The sequence below is a fragment of the Streptomyces sp. NPDC101165 genome, from assembly GCF_044768135.1.
In the GTDB taxonomy this organism is placed as follows: domain Bacteria; phylum Actinomycetota; class Actinomycetes; order Streptomycetales; family Streptomycetaceae; genus Streptomyces.
Map to the genome: position 1 here is coordinate 171,405 of NZ_JBIWPG010000007.1, position 21,238 is coordinate 192,642.

Below are 21,238 nucleotides of genomic sequence, written 5' to 3' on the forward strand. Positions count from 1 at the left end.
CGAGCCGGTGCTCGGTGGACCGGTTCAGTGCTTACCCCGGCCCCGGCGGAAGCGGTCGAGTCCGTCGGAGAGTTCGACGATCGGGTCGGGATAGTCGAGGGCGGCGCGGTCCAGGCCCGGCAGCTTCCACGGTTCGTGCACCGACGGGGCTTCGACGTCGGCGAGTTCGGGGACCCAACGGCGCACGTAGGTGCCGTCCGGGTCGTACTTCTTGGCCTGCGTGACCGGGTTGAGGACCCGGTTGGGGCGGGTGTCGGTGCCGGTGCCGGCCATCCACTGCCAGTTGAGCTGGTTGTTGGCCACGTCGCCGTCGACCAGCCAGTGCAGGAAGTGGGCGGCGCCGATCCGCCAGTCGACGTAGAGGGTCTTGGTGAGGAAGCTGGCGGTGAGGAGCCGGGCGCGGTTGTGCATCCAGCCCTGCTGGTGCAGTTGTCGCATGGCCGCGTCGATGACCGGGTAGCCGGTGCGGCCCTCGCGCCAGGCGTCGATGTCGGCACCGGCGGTGCGCTCCGTGCGCCAGCGGTCGCGCTTGGTGCGGTAGTCGGCACGGGCTGTCCAGGGACGCGCGGCGAGCACCTGCCGGTGGAAGTCACGCCAGGCGAGCTGCCGTACGAACGCCTCGGCACCGGCGCCGCCACGCCAGCGGGCGCGCTGTACGAGCTCCGCCGGGGACAGGGTGCCGAAGTGCAGGTGGGCGGAGAGGCGCGAGGTGGCGTCGGAAGCCAGGTCGTCGCGGGTGGTCTCATAGGCGTCCAGGCCGTGGCGCCAGTAGACGGTCGCCTGTTTGCGGGCCTCGCTCTCCCCGCCGGGCGGCAGATCCGGGGACGCCCCGGTGGTCTCGTCGCGCGCGGGGAGCTTTTCGCCGCGCACCTCGTCGGGCACGGGCACCCGACGCGGAGCGCCGACGACCGGCCGCAGCGGCACCTGCGTCCACTGCCGGTAGTACGGGGTGAAGACGGCGAAGTGGTCGGAGGACGCGGGGGTCACCACGCCTGGCGGTACGGCGACGGTGACCGCGTCGTGCACGAACAGCCGGCAGCCTGCCTGCTCCAGAGCGGAGCGCAGCCGTTGTTCCCGGCACACGGCGAACGAGCTGTGCTCGGCCGACATGTGCACCTCGTCGGCGTCCGCCTCGGTCACCACCCGGCACGCTTCCTCCACCGGGTCGCCGGAGCGCACCACGAGTCGGCCGCCCCGCTCGCGCAGTGAGGCGTCCAGGTCCGCGAGACAGCCGTCGAGGAAGGCGCGGCGGTTGGGTGCGGCGAAGCCGGCTGCCTCGACGGCCCGGTCCCGCACGAACAGCGGGACGACGGCGTCGGCCGCCTCCAGGGCCGCTCGCAGCGGCGGATGGTCGTGCAGGCGCAGGTCGGCGGTGAACAGGACGACCGAGACGTGCATGAGCGTCAGCTTCTTCCGGGTGGGTGTCGGGAACCGGTACGGAAGTCTTCGGCCGTGACCGGCTCGGTGGACGCAGTCGTCCCGTGCCCGTCCTGCCGGGGTGCCAGGCGCTCGGCGGCGCGGACGATGTTGCGGGCCATGCCGCCGAAGACGACGGCGTGGAGGGGCGAGACGCTCCACCAGTACAGGTGGCCGAGCAGCCCGCGCGGGTGGAACAGGGCCCGCTGCCAGTACCGGGCGGGCTCGTGGACGTCGCCGTCCACAACCATCTCCAGCCAGGCCAGGCCGGGCAGCCGCATCTCGGCGCGCAGCCGCAGCAGGCGACCGCGTTCGATCTCCTCGACCCGCCAGAAGTCCAGCGAGTCGCCGACCCGCAGGCGCCGGGCGTCACGGCGTCCCCGGCGCAGGCCCACACCGCCGACGAGGCGGTCCAGACGGCCTCGTACCGCCCAGGCGAGCGGGAAGGAGTACCAGCCGTTCTCCCCTCCGATGCCCTCGATGACCTCCCACAGCACCTCGGGCGGGACGCCGGCGTCGCGTCGGCGCACGTCGGTGTAGAGACTGCCGCCCGCCCAGTCGGGGTCGGTGGGCAGCGGGTCGCTGGGGGCGCCGGGCACGGAGGCCGACGACCAGCGTGTGGTGACCTGGGCATCGCGGATGCGCTGTAGGGCGAGGGCGACGGCGCGGTCGAAGCCGACGGGGTGGCCGGGCGGGCTGGGCACGTACCGTCGGATGTCGTTCTCGCGGCACACCACCTCGTGCCGCAGGGACTCCGTCAGGGGACGCGCGAGCGAGGCCGGGACCGGCGTCACCAGCCCGACCCAGTGGCTGGACAGGCCGGGGGTGAGGACGGGGACGGGCACGATCAGCCGCCGGTGCAGGCCGGCCACGGCGGCGTAGCGGCGCATCATGTCGAGGTACGTCAGCACGTCCGGGCCGCCGATGTCGAAGGTGCGGTTCACCTCGCGGGGCAGACGTGCGCAGCCGACGAGGAGGCGCAGGACGTCCCGTACGGCGATCGGCTGGATCCGGGTGTGCACCCAGCGCGGGGTGACCATCACGGGCAGCCGCTCGGTGAGGTGGCGCAGCATCTCGAAGCTGGCGGAGCCGGAGCCGATGATGACGGCGGCGCGGAGCACGGCCGTGGGCACGCCCGAGGCGAGCAGGACGCGGCCGACCTCGGCGCGGGAGCGCAGGTGCGGTGACAGTTCCCGCTCGGGCACCGCACCGGGGGTCAGTCCGCCCAGGTAGACGATGCGGCCGACGCCGGCCCGTCGGGCCTGCTCGCCGACGACGTGGGCCGCGTCCCGGTCGGTGTCCTCGAATCCGCGCCCGGTGCCGAGGGCGTGCACGAGGTAGTAGGCCACGTCCACGCCGTCCATCGCCCGCGCCACCGACTCGGCGTCGGTCACGTCGCCCTGCACGATCTCCACCCGGGCGGCCCAGGGGTGGTCACGCAGCCTGCTCGGGGTGCGGACCAGGCAGCGCACCCGGTGGCCCGCGTCGAGCAGCTCCGGCACCAGCCGGCCGCCGATGTACCCGGTCGCACCGGTCACCAGGCAGGTCAGGCCGCCGTCCGCCGGGTGCCCGGTCCCTGCGGTGTCGTGGTCGCCCATGGTCGCTTCCACCGCCCACCTCTTCGTCGCCCGCCGCTGTCGCGGCCCTCACCTGTCTCTTCCGTGCGAGCCGGGCGGCCGGATGCGGCGGCCCGCCGGCTCTTCCCCTGGTGGCAGCGGTGATCATCACCTCCCGGGATACGGGCCACCCGTCCGCATCCGCTCCGCGGCGCCGTGCGGAAGCGGGAGTGGGGCAGCTTCGGGCCGGCGGTCGAGCGCGCTGCCGCTGTCGCGCCCGGAGGCTCGCCCCCGGTATGCGACAGAGCCCGCGTTCCGCTCACTTGGGAGGCGCCATGCACTCGACCGGCCGAACAGAGCGCCTGCACACCGACTTGACCATCCATCTGGTCCTCAGCGCCACCGAAGCCGTCCCGATCGAGGTTCGTTTCAGCTACGACTCCGCCGATCCGCTCGCCGTCCGGCTGGACTTCCGCGGCGGCCCCGGGACCACCGCACCCTGGCTGTTCTCACGGGACCTGCTGAACGCGGGTCTGCACGGCCCCTCCGGCGAGGGCGACGTCCGCGTCTGGCCACCCTGCCGCTGCCATGGACCCACCACGGTGCGGATCGTGCTGCGCGGCAGGGGCGGGGCCGCCGCGCTGTACGTACCGGCCACCGCGTTCCGGGGCTGGCTGACCGAGACCTTCGAGGTGGTACCCGCCGGCGCGGAGGGCTCCCATATGCACTGGGACGACGTCGTGGCGGAACTGCTGCGCCGTGACTGACCGGTGGCAAGGGATCGGGGCAGCGTCCGTCCCGTGCGGCGCCGCCCCACACGAGCAGCGAGCACAGGGGGCCGACTGGACGCTACGCACCGTGAAGCCGCACGATCGCAGGTGACCTTCGCTGCCGCAAGGTCGATACTGCCAATAGACGGGACAGGCGACCACCTCTGCCAGGTGGCCGTCGGCACCTGACAGCCCGTGACCGAAGTCGGCATGAGCCGGCGACGGGCCCGCCACGCCCCGCCTCGGACCGTAAGGAAGCGCAAGGAACCGCAACGAACCGCCAAGATCAACAACTGCCCTCAGCGCCGGTGATCTGCGACGCAGCAGGTCCTGAGCCCCAGTGCCAAGCTCACGAGGAGACACCCATGAGGATGCTGATCAACGTCCCGGAGACCGTGGTGGCAGACGGGCTGCGGGGTATGGCGGCCGCGCATCCCGAGCTGACCGTGGACGTGGAGAACCGGGTGATCGTCCGCCGGGACGCTCCCGTGGCCGGGCAGGTCGCGCTGATCTCGGGCGGCGGTTCGGGGCACGAGCCGCTGCACGGCGGATTCGTCGGTCCGGGCATGCTCTCGGCGGCCTGTCCCGGAGAGGTGTTCACCTCGCCGGTGCCGGATCAGATGGCGCGCGCCGCGGCCGCCGTCGACAGCGGGGCCGGCGTGCTGTTCATCGTGAAGAACTACACCGGTGACGTGCTCAACTTCGACATGGCGGCCGAACTCGCCGAGGACGAGGGCATCCAGGTCGGGAAGGTGCTGGTCAACGATGACGTGGCGGTCACCGACAGCCTGTACACGGCCGGCCGGCGCGGCACCGGCGCGACGCTGTTCGTGGAGAAGATCGCGGGTGCCGCGGCGGCCGAGGGACAGCCGCTGGAGCGGGTGGAGGCCGTCGGACGCCAGGTGAACGAGAACGCCCGCAGCTTCGGTGTCGCGCTGAGCGCCGTCACCACCCCGGCCAAGGGCTCTCCGACCTTCGATCTGCCCTCCGGCGAGCTGGAGTTGGGCATCGGCATCCACGGCGAGCCGGGCCGGGAGCGGCGGGCGATGATGACCTCCGGGGAGATCGCCGACTTCTCGGTGCACGCCATCCTGGAGGACATGCCCCCGCGCAACCCCGTGGTGGTCCTGGTCAACGGCATGGGCGCCACCCCGCTGCTGGAGCTGTACGGCTTCAACGCCGAGGTGCAGCGGGTGCTCGGCGAGCGGGGCGTGACCGTGGCCCGCACCCTCGTCGGCAACTACGTCACCTCCCTCGACATGGCGGGCGCCTCGGTCACGCTGTGCCAGGTCGACGAGGAACTGCTGCGGCTGTGGGACGCACCGGTGAAGACCCCGGCCCTGCGCTGGGGGATGTGACACGGCGGACGAAGCGGTCAACACCCCTACGACGCAAGGAGATCCAGTGCTCGACGCCGATTTCTTCCGCCGTTGGATGACGGCGACCGCCGCGTCCGTCGACCGGGAGGCGGAACGGCTCACGGCCCTCGACTCGGCCATCGGGGACGCCGACCACGGCAGCAACATGCAGCGCGGGTTCACCGCCGTCCTGGCCAGCCTGGAGGAGGAGGCGCCGGCCACCCCGGGCGCCGTGCTGATCCTGGCCGGGCGCCGGCTGATCTCGACGGTCGGCGGGGCGGCCGGGCCGCTGTACGGCACCCTGCTGCGCAAGGCAGGCAAGGCACTCGGGGATGCCTCCGAGGTCAGCGAGAAGCAGCTGGCCGAGGCGCTCAGGGCGGGCGTGGACGGGGTGATGGCGCTGGGTGGTGCGGCACCCGGCGACAAGACCATGATCGACTCCCTTGTCCCCGCCGTGGACGCGCTCGGCGACGGATTCGGCGCGGCGCGGTCGGCCGCGGAGGAGGGTGCGGCGGCCACCATTCCGCTGCTGGCCCGCAAGGGCCGGGCCAGCTATCTCGGCGAGCGCAGCATCGGGCACCAGGATCCGGGGGCCACGTCGTCGGCCCTGTTGATCGCCGGACTGGAAGAAGCGGCTTCGGGAGCGTCCGGTGAGTGACGGGAAACTGGTCGGGATCGTGCTGGTGTCGCACAGCGCGGAGGTCGCCACGTCCGTCGCCGAGCTGGCGAAGGGCCTGGCGGGCGGAGCCACCGAAGTGCCCGTCGCCGCGGCGGGCGGCACCGAGGGAGGTGGGCTCGGCACCAGCGCCGAGCTGATCGCCGCGGCGGCCGCGTCCGTGGACCGGGGGGTCGGGGTCGCCGTCCTCACCGACCTCGGCAGTGCGGTGCTCACCGTGAAGGCACTGCTCGCCGAGGGTGACGAACTCCCTGACGGCGCGCGGCTGGTGGACGCGCCGTTCGTCGAGGGGGCGGTGGCTGCGGTCGTTACGGCGGCCACGGGAGCGGACCTCGACGCGGTGGAGGCGGCGGCAGTGGAGGCGTACAGCTACCGCAAGGTGTGACCGAGCGGGGTCCGGGGGGCTCCGCTCCCTGGACCCCGGCCCGTGCCCACCGACCACCCGACTCGGCGGGCACGAAGGGCGCCCGGCGGCCCCGGGTGCCCTCGGCCGGCGGCCAGCGGCCGCGGACAGGGCGGCCGAGACGGTGCGGGCGGCCCAGGACACAGCCGTGCTGCCCGCCGATCGTAGGCACCGCCTCCGAGGCCGGCCGGCGGGGCAGCCCGCCCGGCGCCGCCCACACGGCGTCCCGGCACGGCATGGTCGGCCTGACGAAGTCCCTGGCCGGGATGTACCGGAACCAGGGCATCCGGGCGAACGCCATCGCCCCCGGTGGCACCCGGACCGCCATCGCCCGGTACCCGGAGGACGGCGCCCACGGCCCGGCGGCGCTCGGTGCTCGGGCCCTGCTTCGGGAACGTCGACCGCACCTCCGAACCGGAGGAGCAGGCCGCCGCGATCGCGTTCCCGGCCTCGGACGCGGCGGGCAGCACCGACGGCGCGATGCTGCCCGCGGACAACGGCTGGGGCGCCGTTCGCGCCCGCCGCCCGCGCCCCGCCGATCTCAATGCTTGGCCTGCACGAACTGCCGGGCCAGCCGCTCCCCTGTCTCCACCGCCGCCCGGTGGTCCTCGATGGGGGCGACCTCGGAGTCCTTGAAGACGATGTACGTGACGCCGGAGGGGACTCCGCCGTTGCGCGGGTCGGGTCTGATGCCGAGGGCCCGTGCGGTGGCGTAGGAGGCCTCGCCGATCATGTCGCGCGGGCCGGTGTCGCCGACGACCGCGTACTGCACCCGGTCCTGGTAGATCACGGCCGCCACCGAGCCGCCCCGGACGCCCTGCACACGGGGGTTCCAGATGCCGCTCGGGGCCGGGATCACGATGTACGGCAGGGACGCGGCGTTCAAGTGGCGGCCGTCGGACTGCTGGTAGGCGGTCGCGGCGGAGAACATCGGATCGGTACGGCGGTTGCAGCGGGTGGTGGGCCGTCCGTCGCAGTCGACATCCAGGTCGGCCTTCCAGAACACCGCCTTGCGGGTGCCGCAGACGGGGACGGCCGAGCGGGTGCCGCCGTCGGTTCGGTACCGGCCCCTGGAGACCTGGGTGCAGGAGCGCACCCGGTCGAGCAGGTCGGCGGCGGCCACGGAGCCCTCGCTGTGGGTCGCGGGCCCCGGCAGGGGCGGGACGGCAGCGGCGGGCAGCGGCGTCGGGGCGAGCAGGGCGGCGCCGGCCGTGGCCAGCGTCAGCGACTGGACACGCGCTCTGAGGGACTCTCTCCTCTGGAACATTCCGGACACCTTGCCCAAAGTGGTGTCGGGGGGCGAGCACAGCCACCCCTATAGGGCCAGATGGAGCACCCTCCTGACGCCCTGTGAGAAAGCAACAGGGACCGGGGACCTGAGCCGATGTCGGCCCAGGCCCCCCGGCCGCCCGCGTCGGCGCGGGTTCGGCGACGACAGCGTTTCCGCGCCACGGGCATGAACTTCCCCTCCTTCTCGGGGAGTTCAGCCCTAGGGAACCCTCAGCATACGTAACTCCCGCACATGGTCACCAACACGCCCCCCCCCTTGCTTCGGCCGCACACGCCGGGTCATATTGGTCCGGACCTTTGCCCGTGATGCCGTCCCCAGGGAGGCAGCGCCGTGCGACGCGTTCCCCTCCGGCCCGTGCTGGCCTGCGGCGCCATGGTGCTGGTGGCGTCCTGCGGCCGGAGCGGTGCGGCCGACGGCGACGGCGGGCGGGCGCCCGGCGCTCCGACAGGCGTCACCGCCGCTGCCGGGAGCGCCACCAGCGTCCACGTCATGTGGAACGCGGTGCCGGACGGGCCCGGGATCCGCATCTACGAGGTGTATCGCGGCTCCACGAAGGTCACCGAAGTACCGGGCTCGCAGCACATGGTGGACGTCACCAGGCTCAGGCCGTCCACCGTGTATGCCTTCACCGTGCGGGCCCGGGACAGGGACGGCCGGCTCGGTCCGCCGAGCCGCGAGGTGCGGGCGCGGACACCCGCCGTGGTGGCGGCGGACCGCTCGGCCCCGACCCGCCCGCTGCGGCCGGCCGGCCGGGCGGTCGGCAGCCGGGCGGTCCAGCTGTCCTGGGCCGCATCCCGGGACGACAAGGGCGTGGTGTCGTACGACGTCTACCAGGGCGACGCGAAGATCCACAGCGTCGGCGGCGGCCAGACCGCGACCGTGGTCACCGGGCTGCGTCCCGGCACCCGGTACGTCTTCACCGTGCGGGCGCGGGACGCGGCCGACAACCTCTCGCCGGCCGGCGCGCCGGTCCGGATCACTACGCCGGGCACCGACGACGGCCGGGACACCGCGCCGACCGGGTTCACCGCCACGACCCACCGGTCCGCCGGGGCCTACTACATCGACCTCGCCTGGGATCCGCCGCGCGTGGACGGAGTGATCACCGAGTACGAGATCCGGCTGGACGGCACCACGGCCACCTCCCTGGTGTGGGGCGGCGATCCGCCGCGCGGCCGGGCCCGCTACAGCTTCTACGTCGGGCGGGACGCGGGGGCGGAGCACCGGGTGCGGCTGCGGGCGCGACTGCCGGACGGCACCTGGGGCGGGCTCTCGGCGGAGCGGACCGTGACCACAGGCGGGGAGGCGGGCATGGGCACGGGCGGCTGAGGGTCGGTGGGCCGGAGTTGTGGGCCGGAGTCGGGCCTGCACCGGACGGACGAATCCCGTCGGCCGTCACCTGACCGGGCGCGGTCCGCGTGCGGCGGGGTCCGGGGACGCGTTTGCTGCCCTTGAGGGCAGCACGGACGTTTCCCGACCCTCGGCGGCGCATGGGATGTACCGCCAACCGTGCCGCCGGAGGCCAGCCAATGCGAAACTCCAGATTCCTCCTCCGCTCCGGCCTGACCCTGGCGGCCGCCGCCGCGCTCCCGACCGCACTCGCCGGGCCCTCGGCCGCGGTGTCGGGAATCTCGGTGAGCACCACCGGGTCCACGGTCTCGGTCGTCACCAGCGCCTGTGTCCAGAACAACGGCAGTTGGGGCACCGCCTCGCTGCTCAGCAGCGGCCAGGCGAACTTCGCCCAGGGCCGCCAGGTGGCCCTGTCGGGCACCACCATCAGCCAGTCCGCTGCCTGGTCGGGAGTGAGCCCGGGCACGTACACGGTCGTGGTGGTGTGCTCCAACGGCGTGACCGCCGGCAGCCAGTCCGTGATCGTGTCGGCCGCCACGACCCCCACGACCTCCTCGACGCGCGCCGCGCCCCCCGCGCCCCCCGCGCCCCCCGCGCGCGGCGTGATGGGCGGTCTCGGCGGTGCGGCCCGCGACTACGGCCCGCTGACGCTGGGCGTCGGCGTGGCCCTGGTGACCTCGGGCGTGGTCGGCACGGCCTGGTTCCTGCGCCGCCGCTCGAAGCCGTACCGCCTCTGAGACCTCCCTGTCAGCCGGACGTGTCGGCCGTCGGTTCCGGTGCTTCGGCGGGCAGTTCGGCGAACTCCTTCAGGGCGTGGCTGAGCCACTGGGTCCAGAAGGTCTCCAGGTCGATGCCCGCCCGCAGGACCAGATGCCGGAGGCGGTCCTGCGGGGCGGCCCGGTCCGGCGGGAAGTCGCGCCGCTCGATCTCTTCGTACTCGGCCAACTGCCGCTGGTGCAGCTCCAGATGGCGGCGCAGGTCGGCCCGGAGGCCCGCCGTGCCGACCACCGCCGCGGCGCGCAGCCGCAGCAGCAGGATGTCCCGCTGCGGCTTGGGGTCCTGGGAGGCGGCGGTCCAGCGGGCCAGTTCGGCGCGGCCCGCGGGCAGAACCTCGTAGCTCTTCTTCTGCCCACGGGCCGGCTGCTCGGCCGGCAGGGTGCGGATGTAGCCCTCGCCCTCCAGCTTCCCCAGCTCGCGATAGATCTGCTGGTGCGTCGCGGACCAGAAGTAGCCGATCGACTTGTCGAACCGGCGGGTCAGCTCGAGACCCGACGACGGCTTCTCCAGCAGGGCGATGAGGATGGCGTGCGGGAGTGACATGGGCTCATCCTAGGGACGGGCGTACGGCCCCTACAGGGCCGCCGCCACCTCGGTGCCCTGCTTGATGGCCCGCTTGGCGTCCAGTTCGGCAGCGACGTCGGCGCCGCCGATCAGGTGGGCGCTGCGCCCGGCGGCGACCAGCTCCTCGTACAGGTCACGGCGCGGCTCCTGGCCGGTGCACAGCACGACGGTGTCGACCTCGAGGACCGTGCTCTCGTCGCCCACCGTGATGTGCAGGCCCGCGTCGTCGATGCGGTCGTAGCGCACGCCCGGAACCATGGTCACGCCGCGGTGCTTCAGCTCGGTGCGGTGGATCCAGCCGGTGGTCTTGCCGAGTCCGGCGCCGACCTTGGTGGTCTTGCGCTGGAGCAGGTGGACCGTGCGCGGCGGGGCCGGCCGCTGCGGCGCCGCGAGACCGCCCGGCGCCGCGTAGTCCATGTCGACGCCCCAGGTGCGGAAGTACGTCTCCGGGTCTTCGCTCGCCTTGTCGCCGCCGTCGGTGAGGTACTCGGCGACGTCGAAGCCGATGCCGCCGGCGCCGAGGACGGCGACGCGGTCGCCGACGGGGGCGCCGTCGCGCAGGACGTCCAGGTAGCCGACGACGCGGGGGTGGTCGACGCCGGGGATCTCGGGGGTGCGCGGGGTGACGCCGGTGGCGACGACGACCTCGTCGTAGCCGGCCAGGTCCTCGCTGGTGACCCAGGTGTCGAGGCGTACGTCCACGCCGTGCTCGTCGAGCTGGTGGCGGAAGTAGCGCAGCGTCTCGTCGAACTCCTGCTTGCCGGGGACCTTGCGGGCCACGTTCAGCTGGCCGCCGATCTCGCTCGCGGCATCGAAGAGCACCACGTCATGGCCGCGTTCGGCGGCACTGACGGCGCAGGCGAGGCCCGCCGGACCGGCACCGACGACGGCGACACGCTTCTTCAGCCGCGTCGGGGAGAGCACCAGTTCCGTCTCGTGACAGGCGCGCGGGTTGACCAGGCAGGAGGTGATCTTGCCGCTGAACGTGTGGTCCAGGCAGGCCTGGTTGCAGCCGATGCAGGTGTTGATGGCCTCGGGCGTGCCGGCCGCCGCCTTGTTGACGAAGTCGGGGTCGGCGAGCATCGGGCGGGCCATGGAGACCATGTCCGCGCAGCCGTCGGCGAGCAACTCCTCGGCCAGCTCGGGGGTGTTGATGCGGTTGGTCGTCACCAGCGGCACGGACACCTCGCCCATGAGCTTCTTGGTGACCCAGGTGTAGGCGCCGCGCGGCACCGAGGTGGCGATGGTGGGGATGCGCGCCTCGTGCCAGCCGATGCCGGTGTTGATGATCGTCGCGCCGGCGGCCTCGACGGCCTTGGCGAGGGTGACGACCTCCTCAAGGGAGGAGCCGCCCGGGACCAGGTCCAGCATGGAGAGCCGGTAGACGATGATGAAGTCTTCGCCGACGGCCTCGCGCACCCCCCGGACGATCTCGACCGGGAAGCGCATCCGGTTCTCGTACGAGCCGCCCCAGCGGTCCGTGCGGTGGTTGGTCCGGGCGGCGATGAACTCGTTGATCAGGTAGCCCTCGGACCCCATGATCTCGACGCCGTCGTAACCGGCCTGCCGGGCGAGGCGGGCGGCGCGGGCGTAGTCGTCGATGGTGCGCTCGACGTCGGCGTCGGTCAGTTCGCGCGGCACGAAGGGGCTGATCGGGGCCTGCAGCGGGCTCGGGGCGACCAGGTCCTGGTGGTAGGCGTACCGGCCGAAGTGCAGGATCTGCATCGCGATCCGGCCGCCCTCGCGGTGCACGGCCTCGGTGACGGCCTTGTGCTGCTCGGCCTCCGCCTCGGTGGTGAGCCTGGCGCCGCCCTCGTACGGCCGCCCCTCGTCGTTGGGCGCGATGCCGCCGGTGACGATGAGCCCGACTCCGCCGCGCGCGCGGGCCGCGTAGAACGCCGCCATCCGCTCGAAGCCTCGCTCGGCCTCCTCCAGACCGACGTGCATGGAGCCCATGAGCACGCGGTTGGGCAGGGTGGTGAATCCCAGGTCGAGCGGGGACATCAGGTGGGGGTAACGGCTCATCGGGCCCTCCGTGCGCGGTGTGGTGGTCTCTGTTCTAGAGGACCCCGGAGCCATTGTGCAACTAGTTGCATAAACGCGCGGAGGTGAACCCGATCACTCTGTAACTACCAGTATGTACACTGTCGGTCACTCCCGGTCCACCACAGGGCCGCACCGTGCGGCCGGGGGTGGTGCAGCCGGTCCGGTGTCACCGGCTTTCGAGCAGGACGTGCAGCTCCCTTTCCTGATCCCCCGAGGCCGAGGAGAGGTTGCGCACCGCGAAGATCGAGTCCAGCGTCCTGTGGAGCCGGTTGATCGCCCAGTAGCTGCCCTGCGCGTCCGCCTCGACGGAGGCCGCGAGCCGGGCGGGCGGCCTGCAGGCGTGGGCGTCGGTGACCTCGAAGGTGCCGAGCCACACCATCGGGCGCGTTTCATGGAGCTGCTGCGGCACGTCCTCGGCGCACCGGTCGGACTCGAAGCACTCGCACAGCGCGTCGAACACGATCCGGGCGTCTTCCTTGCTGCATCCGCTGATCTCGAGAGAGACGGACTCCTCGTGCGATCGCTCACGGGCCATCGTGGTCGCTCCTCTCATGGCGGTGGCGCGATACCGCGGGCTCCCCGCGCACCGCGCCACCTCCCCAGAAAACCACCACTTTCCGGAAACGCACCACCTGTCGCGGCACCGGAGGCGGCGGGGAGCCCATCCGCTCAGCCGCGCGCGAACTTGTACGTCTTGCTGTCCGTGAGCACACAGAACCCGGGCGAGATGACGATCACGCGCAGGACGCCGGTCCGGCGGTCGTAGTCGATGCCCTCCGCCTCGAAGGTGCCCGAGCAGGAGCTGCGCAGCGGCAGCTGACGCAGGGCGGTGACATGGCCGGAGACGTCCGCCGAGCCCGGGGTCGCGGACAGGTCGATCTGGAGCAGGGGCTTGGTCATGCCGAAGAGGGAGCCGTCCGGGTCGTCCGAGGAGCACAGCAGGGTCGTCGGGCCGGAGAAGTCGCAGCCCTGGACGTCGCGCACGGCGTGGTCGAGGTTGACCTTGGAGGCCTGCGGGAGGTTCGCCGACGGCGAGGTGCTCGGGTTGATGCCGGGGGTCGGGAAGACCAGCAGGCGGTTCATGGTGCCCCACTCCCCCGCCAGCATCCACTGGCCGTCCGGTGAGATCGCGTCCCAGGAGTTGTTCAGGGCCTCGCCGGGGCTGAGTGTGTGCACGTACTCCGACCAGGCGCCGCCCGGTGCCTGCACGCGGAACATCTTCGAGTTGCCGGAGTCCTGCTGGTAGGGCTCGATGTAGTAGCCGTTGTACGAGGCATCGGGGTCACCGACGTGGTTCCAGCCGCGGCTGGAGACGCCGATGGGGATGGTGCCGATGCCGGTGTACCGGTTGGGGCTGTTCGCCGGGACCTCCACCGAGGTCAGACCCTGGCTCTCGGTCAGCGGGTCGGCGCGGTCGGAGCCGGTCTCGGTCCAGTTGTCGGCGGCGGAGGCCGGGGCGGGTGCGGCGAGGGACACGACGGCGGCGGTGGCCAGGGTGACGAGTCCGGCGAGGACTGTGTGACAACGTTGCCGGACGGACGGGGACGCGGGCATGGCCGACTCCTCGAGCGGGGGGTGGGGGCACTCGGTCGGCGGACAGTCTGGCGGGGCCCGATGGTCATGTACAGACCAAAGAACAACATCAGCGTGAACTCTCATGGGCCCGGGGGCTTGCCCGCGGGTCACGGGGGTGGTTACTTCGGCGGACGTCCGCCGCCGTGTTGAGAGATGGTGGAGATAGTCGGCGACGGCGTCGGAGAGTTGGGTGTGAGCGCGATAGAACAAGGGGAGTCGGCACGGGGGACGGCGTGCCGTGCGGACGGGCGAAGGCGGTGCATGGCATGAGTGCAGCCGGGGCTCCGGTGGCCGAGGGCGGCGGGCCGGTGCGTCCGAGCGGGCTGCTCGACGTACTGAGCGTGGCGTCGGTGGTGCTGGACGCCGAGGGCCGCATCGTGCTGTGGAGCCCCCAGGCGGAGGAGCTGTTCGGCTACTCGGCGCAGGAGGCGCTGGGCGAGTTCGCCGCGCGGCTGATGGTGCACGACGAGCACATCGAGCTGGTCGGCAAGCTGTTCGCCGACGTGATGCAGACCGGTCAGAGCTGGGCCGGGGCGTTCCCCATCCGGGTCAAGGACGGCGGCACGCGGCTGGTGGAGTTCCGCAACATGCGCCTGCTGGACGACCAGGGCGACGTGTACGCGCTGGGGCTCGCGGCCGACCGGTCCACGGTGCGCCGCCTCGAACAGGACGTGGCGCTGTCCGAGCGGATGGTGAAACAGTCACCGATCGGATTCGCGGTGTTCGACACGGACCTGCGGTACGTCTCGATCAACCCGTCCCTCGCGAAGATCAACGGCATCCCCGCCGAGGAGCACGTCGGACGGACCGTCGGCGAGATGCTGCCGCTGCTCGACGTCGACGCCCTGGAGAACGCGGCCCGCCGGGTCATGGAGACCGGGGTGCCCATGGTCGCCCAGTCCACCATCGGCCGGACCCCGGCGGATCCGGACGAGGACCACGCCTGGTCGGTGTCGCTCTACCGGCTGGAGGACTCGGTGGGCACCGTGCTCGGCGTCGCGGCCTCGGTGGTGGACATCACCGAGGCCTACCGCGGGCGTATCGAGACCGAGAAGGCGCGGCGCCGGCTCGCCGTGATCGCCGACGCCTCCACCCGGATCGGTACGACGCTGGAGCTGGAGCGCACCGCGTTCGAGCTGGCCGAGGTCGCCGTGCCCGCGCTGGCCGACGTGGCCGCCGTCGACCTGCTGGACGCCGTCGTGGAGGGCCGGCCCAGCACGCTCGGCCCGTCGGAGCCCGCGGTGATCCGGGCCCTGGCACTGCGCGCCGAGCAGGAGTCGGACGCCGTCCGGGCCGCCGACGCGCCCGGCCGGATCGCCACGTACGGGCCCGACCGGCTGGTCACCGAGTGCGTCCGTACGGGTGAGGCGGTGCTGGTGCCCCATGTGAAGGACGAGGACCTGCCGCGCATCGCCCGCTCCCCCGAGGCGGCCGTGCTGCTGGGCCGGGCGGGCATGCACTCGTACCTGGCCGTGCCGCTGATCGCCCGCGGTGAGGTGCTGGGCGCCCTCGACCTCAAGCGGACCCGCAATCCGGCGGCCTTCGACGAGGACGACGTCCTGCTGGCCCGCGAGCTTGCGGCCCGCGCAGCCATGCAGATCGACAACGCCCGCTGGTACCAGAACGCCCGTAACACCGCGCTCACCCTGCAGCGCAGCCTGCTGCCCAGCCATCCGCCGGTCACCGCGGGCCTGGAGGTGGCCTCCCGCTACCAGCCCGCGGGCGCCACCAGCGAGGTCGGCGGCGACTGGTTCGACGTCATCCCGTTGGAGGGCGACCGCACGGCGCTCGTGGTGGGCGACGTGATGGGCAGCGGCATCAGCGCAGCCGCCACGATGGGCCGGCTGCGCACCGCGACCACCACGCTGGCCTCGCTCGGCCTCGACCCGGCGCTGCTGCTGGAGCACCTGGACAAGACGACCTCGGCCCTGGACCACTCGATCGCCACCTGTGTGTACGCCGTGCACGACCCGCATCTGCAGCAGTGCCGGATCGCCAACGCCGGCCACCTCCCCCCGGCCCGGGTGCGTCCCGGCCACCCGCCGGAGCTGCTCGACCTGCCCACCGGGGTACCGCTGGGCGTGGGCGGGGTCGAGTTCTCCACCGTGACGGTCGACTTCGAGCCGGGCGACGAGCTGGTGTTCTACACCGACGGACTGGTCGAGACCCGCTGCCACTCCCTGGACGAACGCCTGGACTTCCTGCTGTCCCTGCTCGGCGACCCCGCCCGTCCCCTGGAGGAGGCCTGCGACCTGCTCCTGCGGACGCTGCACCACCCCGACAACCACGACGACGTGGCCCTGCTCATCGCCCGGGCCCAGGAACTGGAGTGAGCTGCCGGGGCCCGTCCGGCGGATCAGGCCCTAGTCCAGTACGCCGATCACCACGTGCGCGTACGCCTCGTCCGCCACCGCCAGACGGGTCGTCAGACCGGCGCGCGTGAAGGCCTCCACGGCCGCCGGCGCCTGGCGTTCGCTGGTCTCGGTCAGGAGGCAGCCGCCGGGCGCCAGCCACTGCGGGGCCCCGGCGGCCACCCGGCGCAGCACGTCGAGGCCGTCCGCGCCACCGTCGAGGGCGGTCTGCGGCTCGTGGTCGCGGGCCTCCGCCGGGAGGAGCGCCACCTCGGCGCTGGGGACGTAGGGGACGTTGGCCGTGAGGATGCCGACGCGGCCCCGCAGGCCGGTGGGCAGGGCGTCGAACAGGTCGCCCACGTGGGCCCGGCCGCCGTACGGGGTGAGGTTGCGGCGGGCGCAGCGTACGGCCGCTGGGTCGATGTCGGACGCGTGCACCTCGACGGCACCCAGCGCGGCGGCCAGGGCCGCGCCGAGCGCACCGGAGCCGCAGCACAGGTCGACCACGACCCGTGTGTCCGGGGACTGGGCCAGGGCCTGGTCGATCAGGAACTCGGTCCGGCGGCGGGGGACGAAGACGCCTTCGTCCACGGCGATGCGCAGACCGTGGAACTCGGCCCAGCCGAGGACGAGTTCGAGCGGAAGTCCGGCGGCGCGCCGGTCCACCATCGCGGACAGTTCCCCGGGGGTGCGGGCGGCGGCGAGGAGCAACTCCGCCTCGTCCTCGGCGAAGACGCACCCGGCGGCACGCAGCGTGGAGACGACGGCGGAAGGGGAGAGCGGGGGCAGGGAGGGCATGGAAGCCGAAAGCCTTTCGGAAACCTGGAGCCGAAGGGCGCTCTCGCGGTCACCGGTGCCGGTGGTCCGCGCAGTCACAGATGGCTGTCACAAGGAGAGAGCACCCCAGCTGACACAGCGGTAATGGGTCCCACCTCCTCGACAGCCGGTGGCCGCGTACCGTGCGCGGCCGGACGGCTACATTACCCCAGTGGCGGCATCGGCCGTCGCCCGCGCCGAGTTCGAAACTGCCTGGCGCGGCAGAGTACGGCCGGTTACGATCGCCGCGATGACCACTCATTCTGCTGCCAGATTGGGGGTCCCGTCCGCGCAAGGTGAGTGCTGATGCTCACTCAGACCGCGTACGGGGATTCCCGACTCTCCTTGTGGCTGCGCGTGCGCGAGTTCGCCGTGCCGCCTTCCATGATCGAGACCGCGACCGTCCGCCGCCGCGCCGGGGACTGGGCGGGGGCGTGCGCCGCCGCCGGTGTCGACGTCGACCTCGATCTGCGTTCGGTCGCCCGCGACCACGGCCGGGATCTCGCGGCCCGGGTCCGCGCCGACCTCCGCCACCTCGCTCCCGACCTGCTGCGCTGGCACATGCCGCGGATCGCGCCCGACGGGCTGCTGCGCCCGGGACTGACCCTCACCCTGGCCCGGTACGACGACCCGGGGCAGGCGGCGGGCGGCCCGGTGCATCTGGTGGCCCGGACACCTCCCGCCTGGGCCGACGCCGGTCAGCGGATCGGCCTCGCGCTGTGGGACGGGTCCCGCTCGGGCGTCGCCCGCCATCCGCATCCGCGCCCCAGCCGGCGCTACCGGCTCGATCTGCACCGGCACCTGTGGGATGCACGCCGGGCCGGTGAGCTGCGGGGCCGGTCCGGGGCCGACGCACCCGTGACGGACCCGGAGCTGCCGGACCTGGTGCCGCCGGGAGTCGGCTGTGCCACAGGCCGATGGGCGGCCGAGGCGGCCGTCCTGCTCGGATCCGCCTCCCGGTCCGCCGGCCCCTTCGTCGTGCGGCTCGGCGGCCGGCGCCGACTGGTGCTGGACCTGGTCGCGAACGGCGAGCGTGGGGCTCCGGCTGCGCTGCGGGTCGCGGCGTCGTTGCCCGGGGGCGGCGTGTCCGCGCTGCCCGTCCTGCCCGACGCGGCGACCTGGGTCCTGCCGGATCTGGAGCTGCTGCGGGCCGGTCTGCTCGAACCCGACCGCCTGCACCCGCTGGTCACGTCCGCGCTCGTGCCGGAGCACACGCCGTCCGGTCCGCCTCGCTGTCCCGACCGGGCGGGGGAACCACGGCTCGTGGCGTGCCGGGGAGCCCGGCACCGGATCGGCCTGGTCGACGGCGTGCTGGCCCCGCTGGATCACGCTCCGGAGGAGATCCGGCGGGAGGACCTGCTGGTCGCGCTCGGCGGACCGCCGCTGCCCTGTCTGCAGGCCATCGACGAGGCGCACCGGCGTCCGGACCGCCTCACGGGTGTCCGTGAACGCCTGGACCACGGCGACACCGCGGGCGCGCTGGCCGTGGTCGAGGGCCTGTTGGGTCCCGGCGCGCTACTGCGTGACGGCTCCCTGCGGGACGAGCTGGAGGCGGCCGCCGCCCGGAAGATCACGTACGGGCTCTACCGGGCGGGGCTCGTCGGTCCAGGCCCCGCCCCTGTCGATCCCAAGCCCCGCGCCGCCCGACACCACCGCCGACGCCCTCGTCAGGCGACGTTCCTCAGCTGAATTCACGTTCCCGTCCACCGACTTCACATCCCAGGTGACCACATATGTCTTCATACACTCCCTTCGTCGTGCCCGACACGCCCTCCCAGACCTCTCAACTCGACGTCGCCGCCGACCTGTTGGCCCTACTGCGGGACGCGACCACCGAGCCCCGCGCCGACACCCAGCTGGAAGCGCTGACCCTGGCCGTGGCCGCCGACCTCCCCGTGCTGCTGTGGGGTGAGCCGGGCATCGGCAAGACGGCAGCCCTGACGCAGCTCGCGAGCGCCCTGGAACTGCCGCTGACCACCGTGATCGCCAGCGTCCACGAGCCGTCCGACTTCTCCGGATTGCCCGTGGTAGGAGACGACCCGGCGGGACAGGGGGTCCCGATGGCGCCGCCGGACTGGGCGGTGCGGTTGGTCCGGGCCGGGCGCGGACTGCTGTTCCTGGACGAGCTGTCCACCGCGCCGCCCGCCGTCCAGGCGGCCCTGCTCCGGGTGGTGCTGGAGCGGCGGATCGGCGCGCTGCGGCTGCCGCCCGGTGTGCGGATCGTGGCCGCCGCCAATCCGCGGTCCTCGGCAGCCGACGGCTGGGAACTGAGCCCGCCCCTGGCCAACCGGTTCGTGCACCTCCAGTGGACGCACGACCACGACGTCGTCGTACGCGGCCTGGGCGGGACCTGGCCCAGGGCCGCCCTGCCCCGGCTCGACGCGGAGAAGCTGCCGGAGGCCGTGGACTTCGCGCGGCGCGCGGTCTGCGGTTTCCTCACCGCGCGCCCGGCACTCGTGCACCGGCTGCCCAGCGGCGAGACCCGCCGGGGCGGTGCCTGGCCGTCGCCCCGCAGCTGGGAGATGACCCTGCGTCTGATCGCCTTCGCGACCGCCGCCGGCTCCTCCCGCGAGGTGCTGTCCCTGCTGGTCAGGGGGACGGTCGGGGACGGTCCGGGCCTTGAACTGCTGGCGAGCCTGGACCGGATGGACCTGCCGGATCCCGAGGCCCTGCTGGCCGACCCCGCGGGTGCGGTGCTGCCCGAACGCGGGGATCTGCGGCAGGCCGTGCTGGACGGCGTGGTGGACGCGATCCGCAAGCGTCCGGAACGGGCCCGCTGGGACGCGGCGTGGACGCTGTTGGTCCGCGCGATGGAGACCGGGGCCCCGGACGTGGTGGTCGTCCCCGCCACCACGCTGGCCTCCCTGCGCCGCGAGGACTGGGACGTACCGGAGGCGATCGAGCGGCTCGCCGGTGTGGTCTCCCTGTCCCGGCGCGCCGACGAGGCCGTCCGCCGGTCCGCGGTCGCGGCCGGGGCCCGCCGATGACGGCCGGTGCGCTGGACCTCGGCAAACTCTTCGCCGCCCGGCTGCACGCGGCCCGGGTGCGGCCCTACCTGGCGACGGCCCTGTTCGCGCTGCGTCCCGTCGAGTCGCGGCAGGTGCCGACGATGGCCGTCGACCGGCACTGGCGGTGCTACGTCTCACCGGCCTTCGTGGACCGGACCCCCGTGGAGGATCTCGCCGGGGTGTGGGTGCACGAGGTGGCGCACCTGCTGCGCGACCACCACGGACGCGGCGACCGGGTGGCCCGGGAGCGCGGACTGCACGGCCGCGGGGAGCGGCTGCGGATGAACATCGCGGCGGACCTCGAGATCAACGACGACGTGTACGGCGACGGGCTGGCACGGCCGGAAGGCGCCGTCACGCCCGGGCAACTGAAGCTGCCCGAGGGCGAGCTGATGGAGGACTATCTGCGGCTGTTCCGGCTCGGGCCACGGCACCAGTCGCTGGCCTGGCTGGACTGCGGCAGCGGCGCCGACGGCCTGGAACGTGAGTGGGACCTGGGGCCGGACGGCGCCCACGGGCTCAGCGAACAGGAACGGGACGCGGTGCGCTTCCGGGTGGCGCAGGGCATCACCGGCGCGCCGGGGAACGCGCCCAAGGGGTGGCAGCGGTGGGCCGAGGAGGCATTCCATCCGCCGCAGCCCTGGCGGGAGTTGCTGGGTGCGGCGATGCGCTCGGCGGTCTCCGGCGCGGGCTCGGGCGACGACTACAGCTACGGCCGTCCGGCGCGGCGCTCGGCCGGGGTGCCCGGCGTGGTCCTGCCGAGTCTGCGGCGCAGGCCGCCTCGGGTGTGCGTGGTCGTCGACACGTCCGGATCGGTCAGCGACGCCGAACTGGGCAGCGCGCTCCTGGAAGTCGCCGCGATCTCCCGGGCCGTGGGCGGCCGTCGCGACCTGGTCACGGTGGTGTCGTGCGACGCGGCGGCCCAGACCGTGCACCCGCTGTGCCGGGCCGAGGGGATCCCGCTGGTGGGCGGCGGCGGGACGGACCTGCGGACGGGCTTCACTCAGGCGCTGCGGGCACGGCCGGGCCCGGACGTCGTCGTGGTCCTGACGGACGGGCAGACACGCTGGCCGGAGTCGCGGCCACCGTGCCGGACGGTGGTGGGCCTGTTTCCCCGGCAGCGGCCGGGCAGCGGGTCCCGGGACGAGGACAACCCCGAGTACCGGCCGGACGCACCGCCCGAGTGGGCCCGGGTGGTGACGATCGGGCCCGGGGGCCGGTGAGCCTCACGTGGCGAGGGGGCGCCGTCCGTCGCCGGACGGTGCGCCCCCTCTCCCCGTA

18 protein-coding genes and 1 pseudogene are annotated in these 21,238 nt (G+C 73.3%); 11 read left to right on the forward strand and 8 right to left on the reverse strand.

Annotation, left to right across the window (positions count from 1 at the left end; genetic code table 11):
• Window positions 1–24: 24 nt before the first annotated feature.
• Window positions 25–1,398 carry a cryptochrome/photolyase family protein gene (locus ACIRVH_RS16780; protein ID WP_403953378.1) on the reverse strand — a complete coding sequence of 458 codons (1,374 nt, stop codon included), beginning with the start codon at window positions 1,396–1,398 and terminating at the stop codon, window positions 25–27.
• Between the two features lie 5 nt (window positions 1,399–1,403).
• The gene (locus tag ACIRVH_RS16785) at window positions 1,404–3,014 is read right to left on the reverse strand and encodes an SDR family oxidoreductase (protein ID WP_403953381.1); all 1,611 of its coding nucleotides are present in this window, start codon (window positions 3,012–3,014) and stop codon (window positions 1,404–1,406) included.
• Between the two features lie 293 nt (window positions 3,015–3,307).
• On the opposite strand from ACIRVH_RS16785, the gene ACIRVH_RS16790 reads away from it, so the two are divergent.
• From ACIRVH_RS16790 to ACIRVH_RS16810, 5 genes and pseudogenes are all read left to right on the forward strand, one after another.
• Window positions 3,308–3,739, forward strand: coding sequence for an SsgA family sporulation/cell division regulator (locus tag ACIRVH_RS16790; RefSeq protein WP_403953384.1), 432 nt, complete (start codon window positions 3,308–3,310; stop codon window positions 3,737–3,739).
• 368 nt (window positions 3,740–4,107) lie between these two features.
• Entirely contained in the window at window positions 4,108–5,100 is a 993-nt protein-coding gene (dhaK, locus tag ACIRVH_RS16795) for a dihydroxyacetone kinase subunit DhaK (RefSeq protein ID WP_403953387.1), read from the forward strand.
• 46 nt (window positions 5,101–5,146) lie between these two features.
• Window positions 5,147–5,758 (forward strand): dihydroxyacetone kinase subunit DhaL, encoded by a 612-nt coding sequence (gene dhaL / locus ACIRVH_RS16800; RefSeq protein ID WP_403953390.1) that lies wholly within the window; start codon window positions 5,147–5,149, stop codon window positions 5,756–5,758.
• Window positions 5,751–6,161 (forward strand): PTS-dependent dihydroxyacetone kinase phosphotransferase subunit DhaM, encoded by a 411-nt coding sequence (locus ACIRVH_RS16805; RefSeq protein WP_403953393.1) that lies wholly within the window; start codon window positions 5,751–5,753, stop codon window positions 6,159–6,161. Before dhaL ends, ACIRVH_RS16805 begins: the two co-directional genes overlap by 8 nt.
• 95 nt (window positions 6,162–6,256) lie before the next feature.
• Window positions 6,257–6,511: pseudogene (locus ACIRVH_RS16810) on the forward strand (SDR family NAD(P)-dependent oxidoreductase); the annotation flags it as partial.
• 209 nt (window positions 6,512–6,720) lie between these two features.
• Here ACIRVH_RS16810 and ACIRVH_RS16815 read toward each other — a convergent pair.
• A complete protein-coding gene (locus tag ACIRVH_RS16815; protein WP_403953395.1) occupies window positions 6,721–7,446 on the reverse strand; it encodes a glycoside hydrolase family 75 protein in 726 nt (241 codons plus the stop codon).
• 354 nt (window positions 7,447–7,800) lie between these two features.
• Here ACIRVH_RS16815 and ACIRVH_RS16820 point away from each other — a divergent pair, with 354 nt between their 5' ends.
• On the forward strand, window positions 7,801–8,799 hold the full coding sequence (locus ACIRVH_RS16820; RefSeq protein ID WP_403953398.1) for a fibronectin type III domain-containing protein: 999 nt from the start codon (window positions 7,801–7,803) through the stop codon (window positions 8,797–8,799).
• Between the two features lie 200 nt (window positions 8,800–8,999).
• Window positions 9,000–9,557: a hypothetical protein gene (locus tag ACIRVH_RS16825; protein WP_403953400.1), complete on the forward strand. Its 558-nt coding sequence runs from the start codon at window positions 9,000–9,002 to the stop codon at window positions 9,555–9,557.
• A gap of 10 nt (window positions 9,558–9,567) precedes the next feature.
• Here the strand turns inward: ACIRVH_RS16825 and ACIRVH_RS16830 are convergent, their stop codons facing one another.
• From ACIRVH_RS16830 to ACIRVH_RS16845, 4 genes are all read right to left on the reverse strand, one after another.
• Window positions 9,568–10,140: a PadR family transcriptional regulator gene (locus ACIRVH_RS16830; RefSeq protein ID WP_403953402.1), complete on the reverse strand. Its 573-nt coding sequence runs from the start codon at window positions 10,138–10,140 to the stop codon at window positions 9,568–9,570.
• Window positions 10,141–10,170: 30 nt separating this feature from the next.
• Window positions 10,171–12,186, reverse strand: coding sequence for an FAD-dependent oxidoreductase (locus ACIRVH_RS16835; protein ID WP_403953405.1), 2,016 nt, complete (start codon window positions 12,184–12,186; stop codon window positions 10,171–10,173).
• Window positions 12,187–12,373: 187 nt separating this feature from the next.
• Window positions 12,374–12,742: a hypothetical protein gene (locus ACIRVH_RS16840; protein WP_403953407.1), complete on the reverse strand. Its 369-nt coding sequence runs from the start codon at window positions 12,740–12,742 to the stop codon at window positions 12,374–12,376.
• 134 nt (window positions 12,743–12,876) lie between these two features.
• Entirely contained in the window at window positions 12,877–13,761 is an 885-nt protein-coding gene (locus ACIRVH_RS16845; protein WP_403953410.1) for a hypothetical protein, read from the reverse strand.
• Window positions 13,762–14,048: 287 nt separating this feature from the next.
• On the opposite strand from ACIRVH_RS16845, the gene ACIRVH_RS16850 reads away from it, so the two are divergent.
• Window positions 14,049–16,115, forward strand: a complete 2,067-nt coding sequence (locus ACIRVH_RS16850) for a SpoIIE family protein phosphatase (protein WP_403953413.1) — start codon at window positions 14,049–14,051, stop codon at window positions 16,113–16,115.
• 30 nt (window positions 16,116–16,145) lie between these two features.
• Here ACIRVH_RS16850 and ACIRVH_RS16855 read toward each other — a convergent pair whose 3' ends face one another.
• Window positions 16,146–16,931, reverse strand: a complete 786-nt coding sequence (locus ACIRVH_RS16855) for a putative protein N(5)-glutamine methyltransferase (protein ID WP_403953416.1) — start codon at window positions 16,929–16,931, stop codon at window positions 16,146–16,148.
• A gap of 324 nt (window positions 16,932–17,255) precedes the next feature.
• Here ACIRVH_RS16855 and ACIRVH_RS16860 point away from each other — a divergent pair, with 324 nt between their 5' ends.
• From ACIRVH_RS16860 to ACIRVH_RS16870, 3 genes are read left to right on the forward strand one after another with little or no spacing between them, the layout of a single operon-like run.
• The gene (locus ACIRVH_RS16860; RefSeq protein ID WP_403953417.1) at window positions 17,256–18,638 is read left to right on the forward strand and encodes a hypothetical protein; all 1,383 of its coding nucleotides are present in this window, start codon (window positions 17,256–17,258) and stop codon (window positions 18,636–18,638) included.
• A gap of 44 nt (window positions 18,639–18,682) precedes the next feature.
• Window positions 18,683–19,936, forward strand: coding sequence for an AAA family ATPase (locus ACIRVH_RS16865; RefSeq protein WP_403953419.1), 1,254 nt, complete (start codon window positions 18,683–18,685; stop codon window positions 19,934–19,936).
• Window positions 19,933–21,180, forward strand: a complete 1,248-nt coding sequence (locus ACIRVH_RS16870) for a VWA-like domain-containing protein (RefSeq protein ID WP_403953421.1) — start codon at window positions 19,933–19,935, stop codon at window positions 21,178–21,180. The genes ACIRVH_RS16865 and ACIRVH_RS16870 overlap by 4 nt, the downstream gene beginning before the upstream one ends.
• Window positions 21,181–21,238 lie beyond the last annotated feature (58 nt).

Excerpts from the sequence above, each read along its gene's own strand:
- ACIRVH_RS16790 (WP_403953384.1), top strand. The coding sequence starts at position 3,308 with ATGCACTCGACCGGCCGAACAGAGCGCCTGCACACCGACTTGACCATC.
- ACIRVH_RS16815 (WP_403953395.1), bottom strand. The coding sequence starts at position 7,446 with ATGTTCCAGAGGAGAGAGTCCCTCAGAGCGCGTGTCCAGTCGCTGACG.
- dhaK (WP_403953387.1), top strand. The coding sequence starts at position 4,108 with ATGAGGATGCTGATCAACGTCCCGGAGACCGTGGTGGCAGACGGGCTG.
- ACIRVH_RS16780 (WP_403953378.1), bottom strand. The coding sequence starts at position 1,398 with ATGCACGTCTCGGTCGTCCTGTTCACCGCCGACCTGCGCCTGCACGAC.
- ACIRVH_RS16855 (WP_403953416.1), bottom strand. The coding sequence starts at position 16,931 with ATGCCCTCCCTGCCCCCGCTCTCCCCTTCCGCCGTCGTCTCCACGCTG.
- ACIRVH_RS16845 (WP_403953410.1), bottom strand. The coding sequence starts at position 13,761 with ATGCCCGCGTCCCCGTCCGTCCGGCAACGTTGTCACACAGTCCTCGCC.
- ACIRVH_RS16870 (WP_403953421.1), top strand. The coding sequence starts at position 19,933 with ATGACGGCCGGTGCGCTGGACCTCGGCAAACTCTTCGCCGCCCGGCTG.
- ACIRVH_RS16865 (WP_403953419.1), top strand. The coding sequence starts at position 18,683 with ATGTCTTCATACACTCCCTTCGTCGTGCCCGACACGCCCTCCCAGACC.
- ACIRVH_RS16830 (WP_403953402.1), bottom strand. The coding sequence starts at position 10,140 with ATGTCACTCCCGCACGCCATCCTCATCGCCCTGCTGGAGAAGCCGTCG.
- ACIRVH_RS16860 (WP_403953417.1), top strand. The coding sequence starts at position 17,256 with ATGCTCACTCAGACCGCGTACGGGGATTCCCGACTCTCCTTGTGGCTG.
- ACIRVH_RS16825 (WP_403953400.1), top strand. The coding sequence starts at position 9,000 with ATGCGAAACTCCAGATTCCTCCTCCGCTCCGGCCTGACCCTGGCGGCC.
- ACIRVH_RS16840 (WP_403953407.1), bottom strand. The coding sequence starts at position 12,742 with ATGGCCCGTGAGCGATCGCACGAGGAGTCCGTCTCTCTCGAGATCAGC.
- ACIRVH_RS16785 (WP_403953381.1), bottom strand. The coding sequence starts at position 3,014 with ATGGGCGACCACGACACCGCAGGGACCGGGCACCCGGCGGACGGCGGC.
- ACIRVH_RS16835 (WP_403953405.1), bottom strand. The coding sequence starts at position 12,186 with ATGAGCCGTTACCCCCACCTGATGTCCCCGCTCGACCTGGGATTCACC.
- ACIRVH_RS16850 (WP_403953413.1), top strand. The coding sequence starts at position 14,049 with ATGAGTGCAGCCGGGGCTCCGGTGGCCGAGGGCGGCGGGCCGGTGCGT.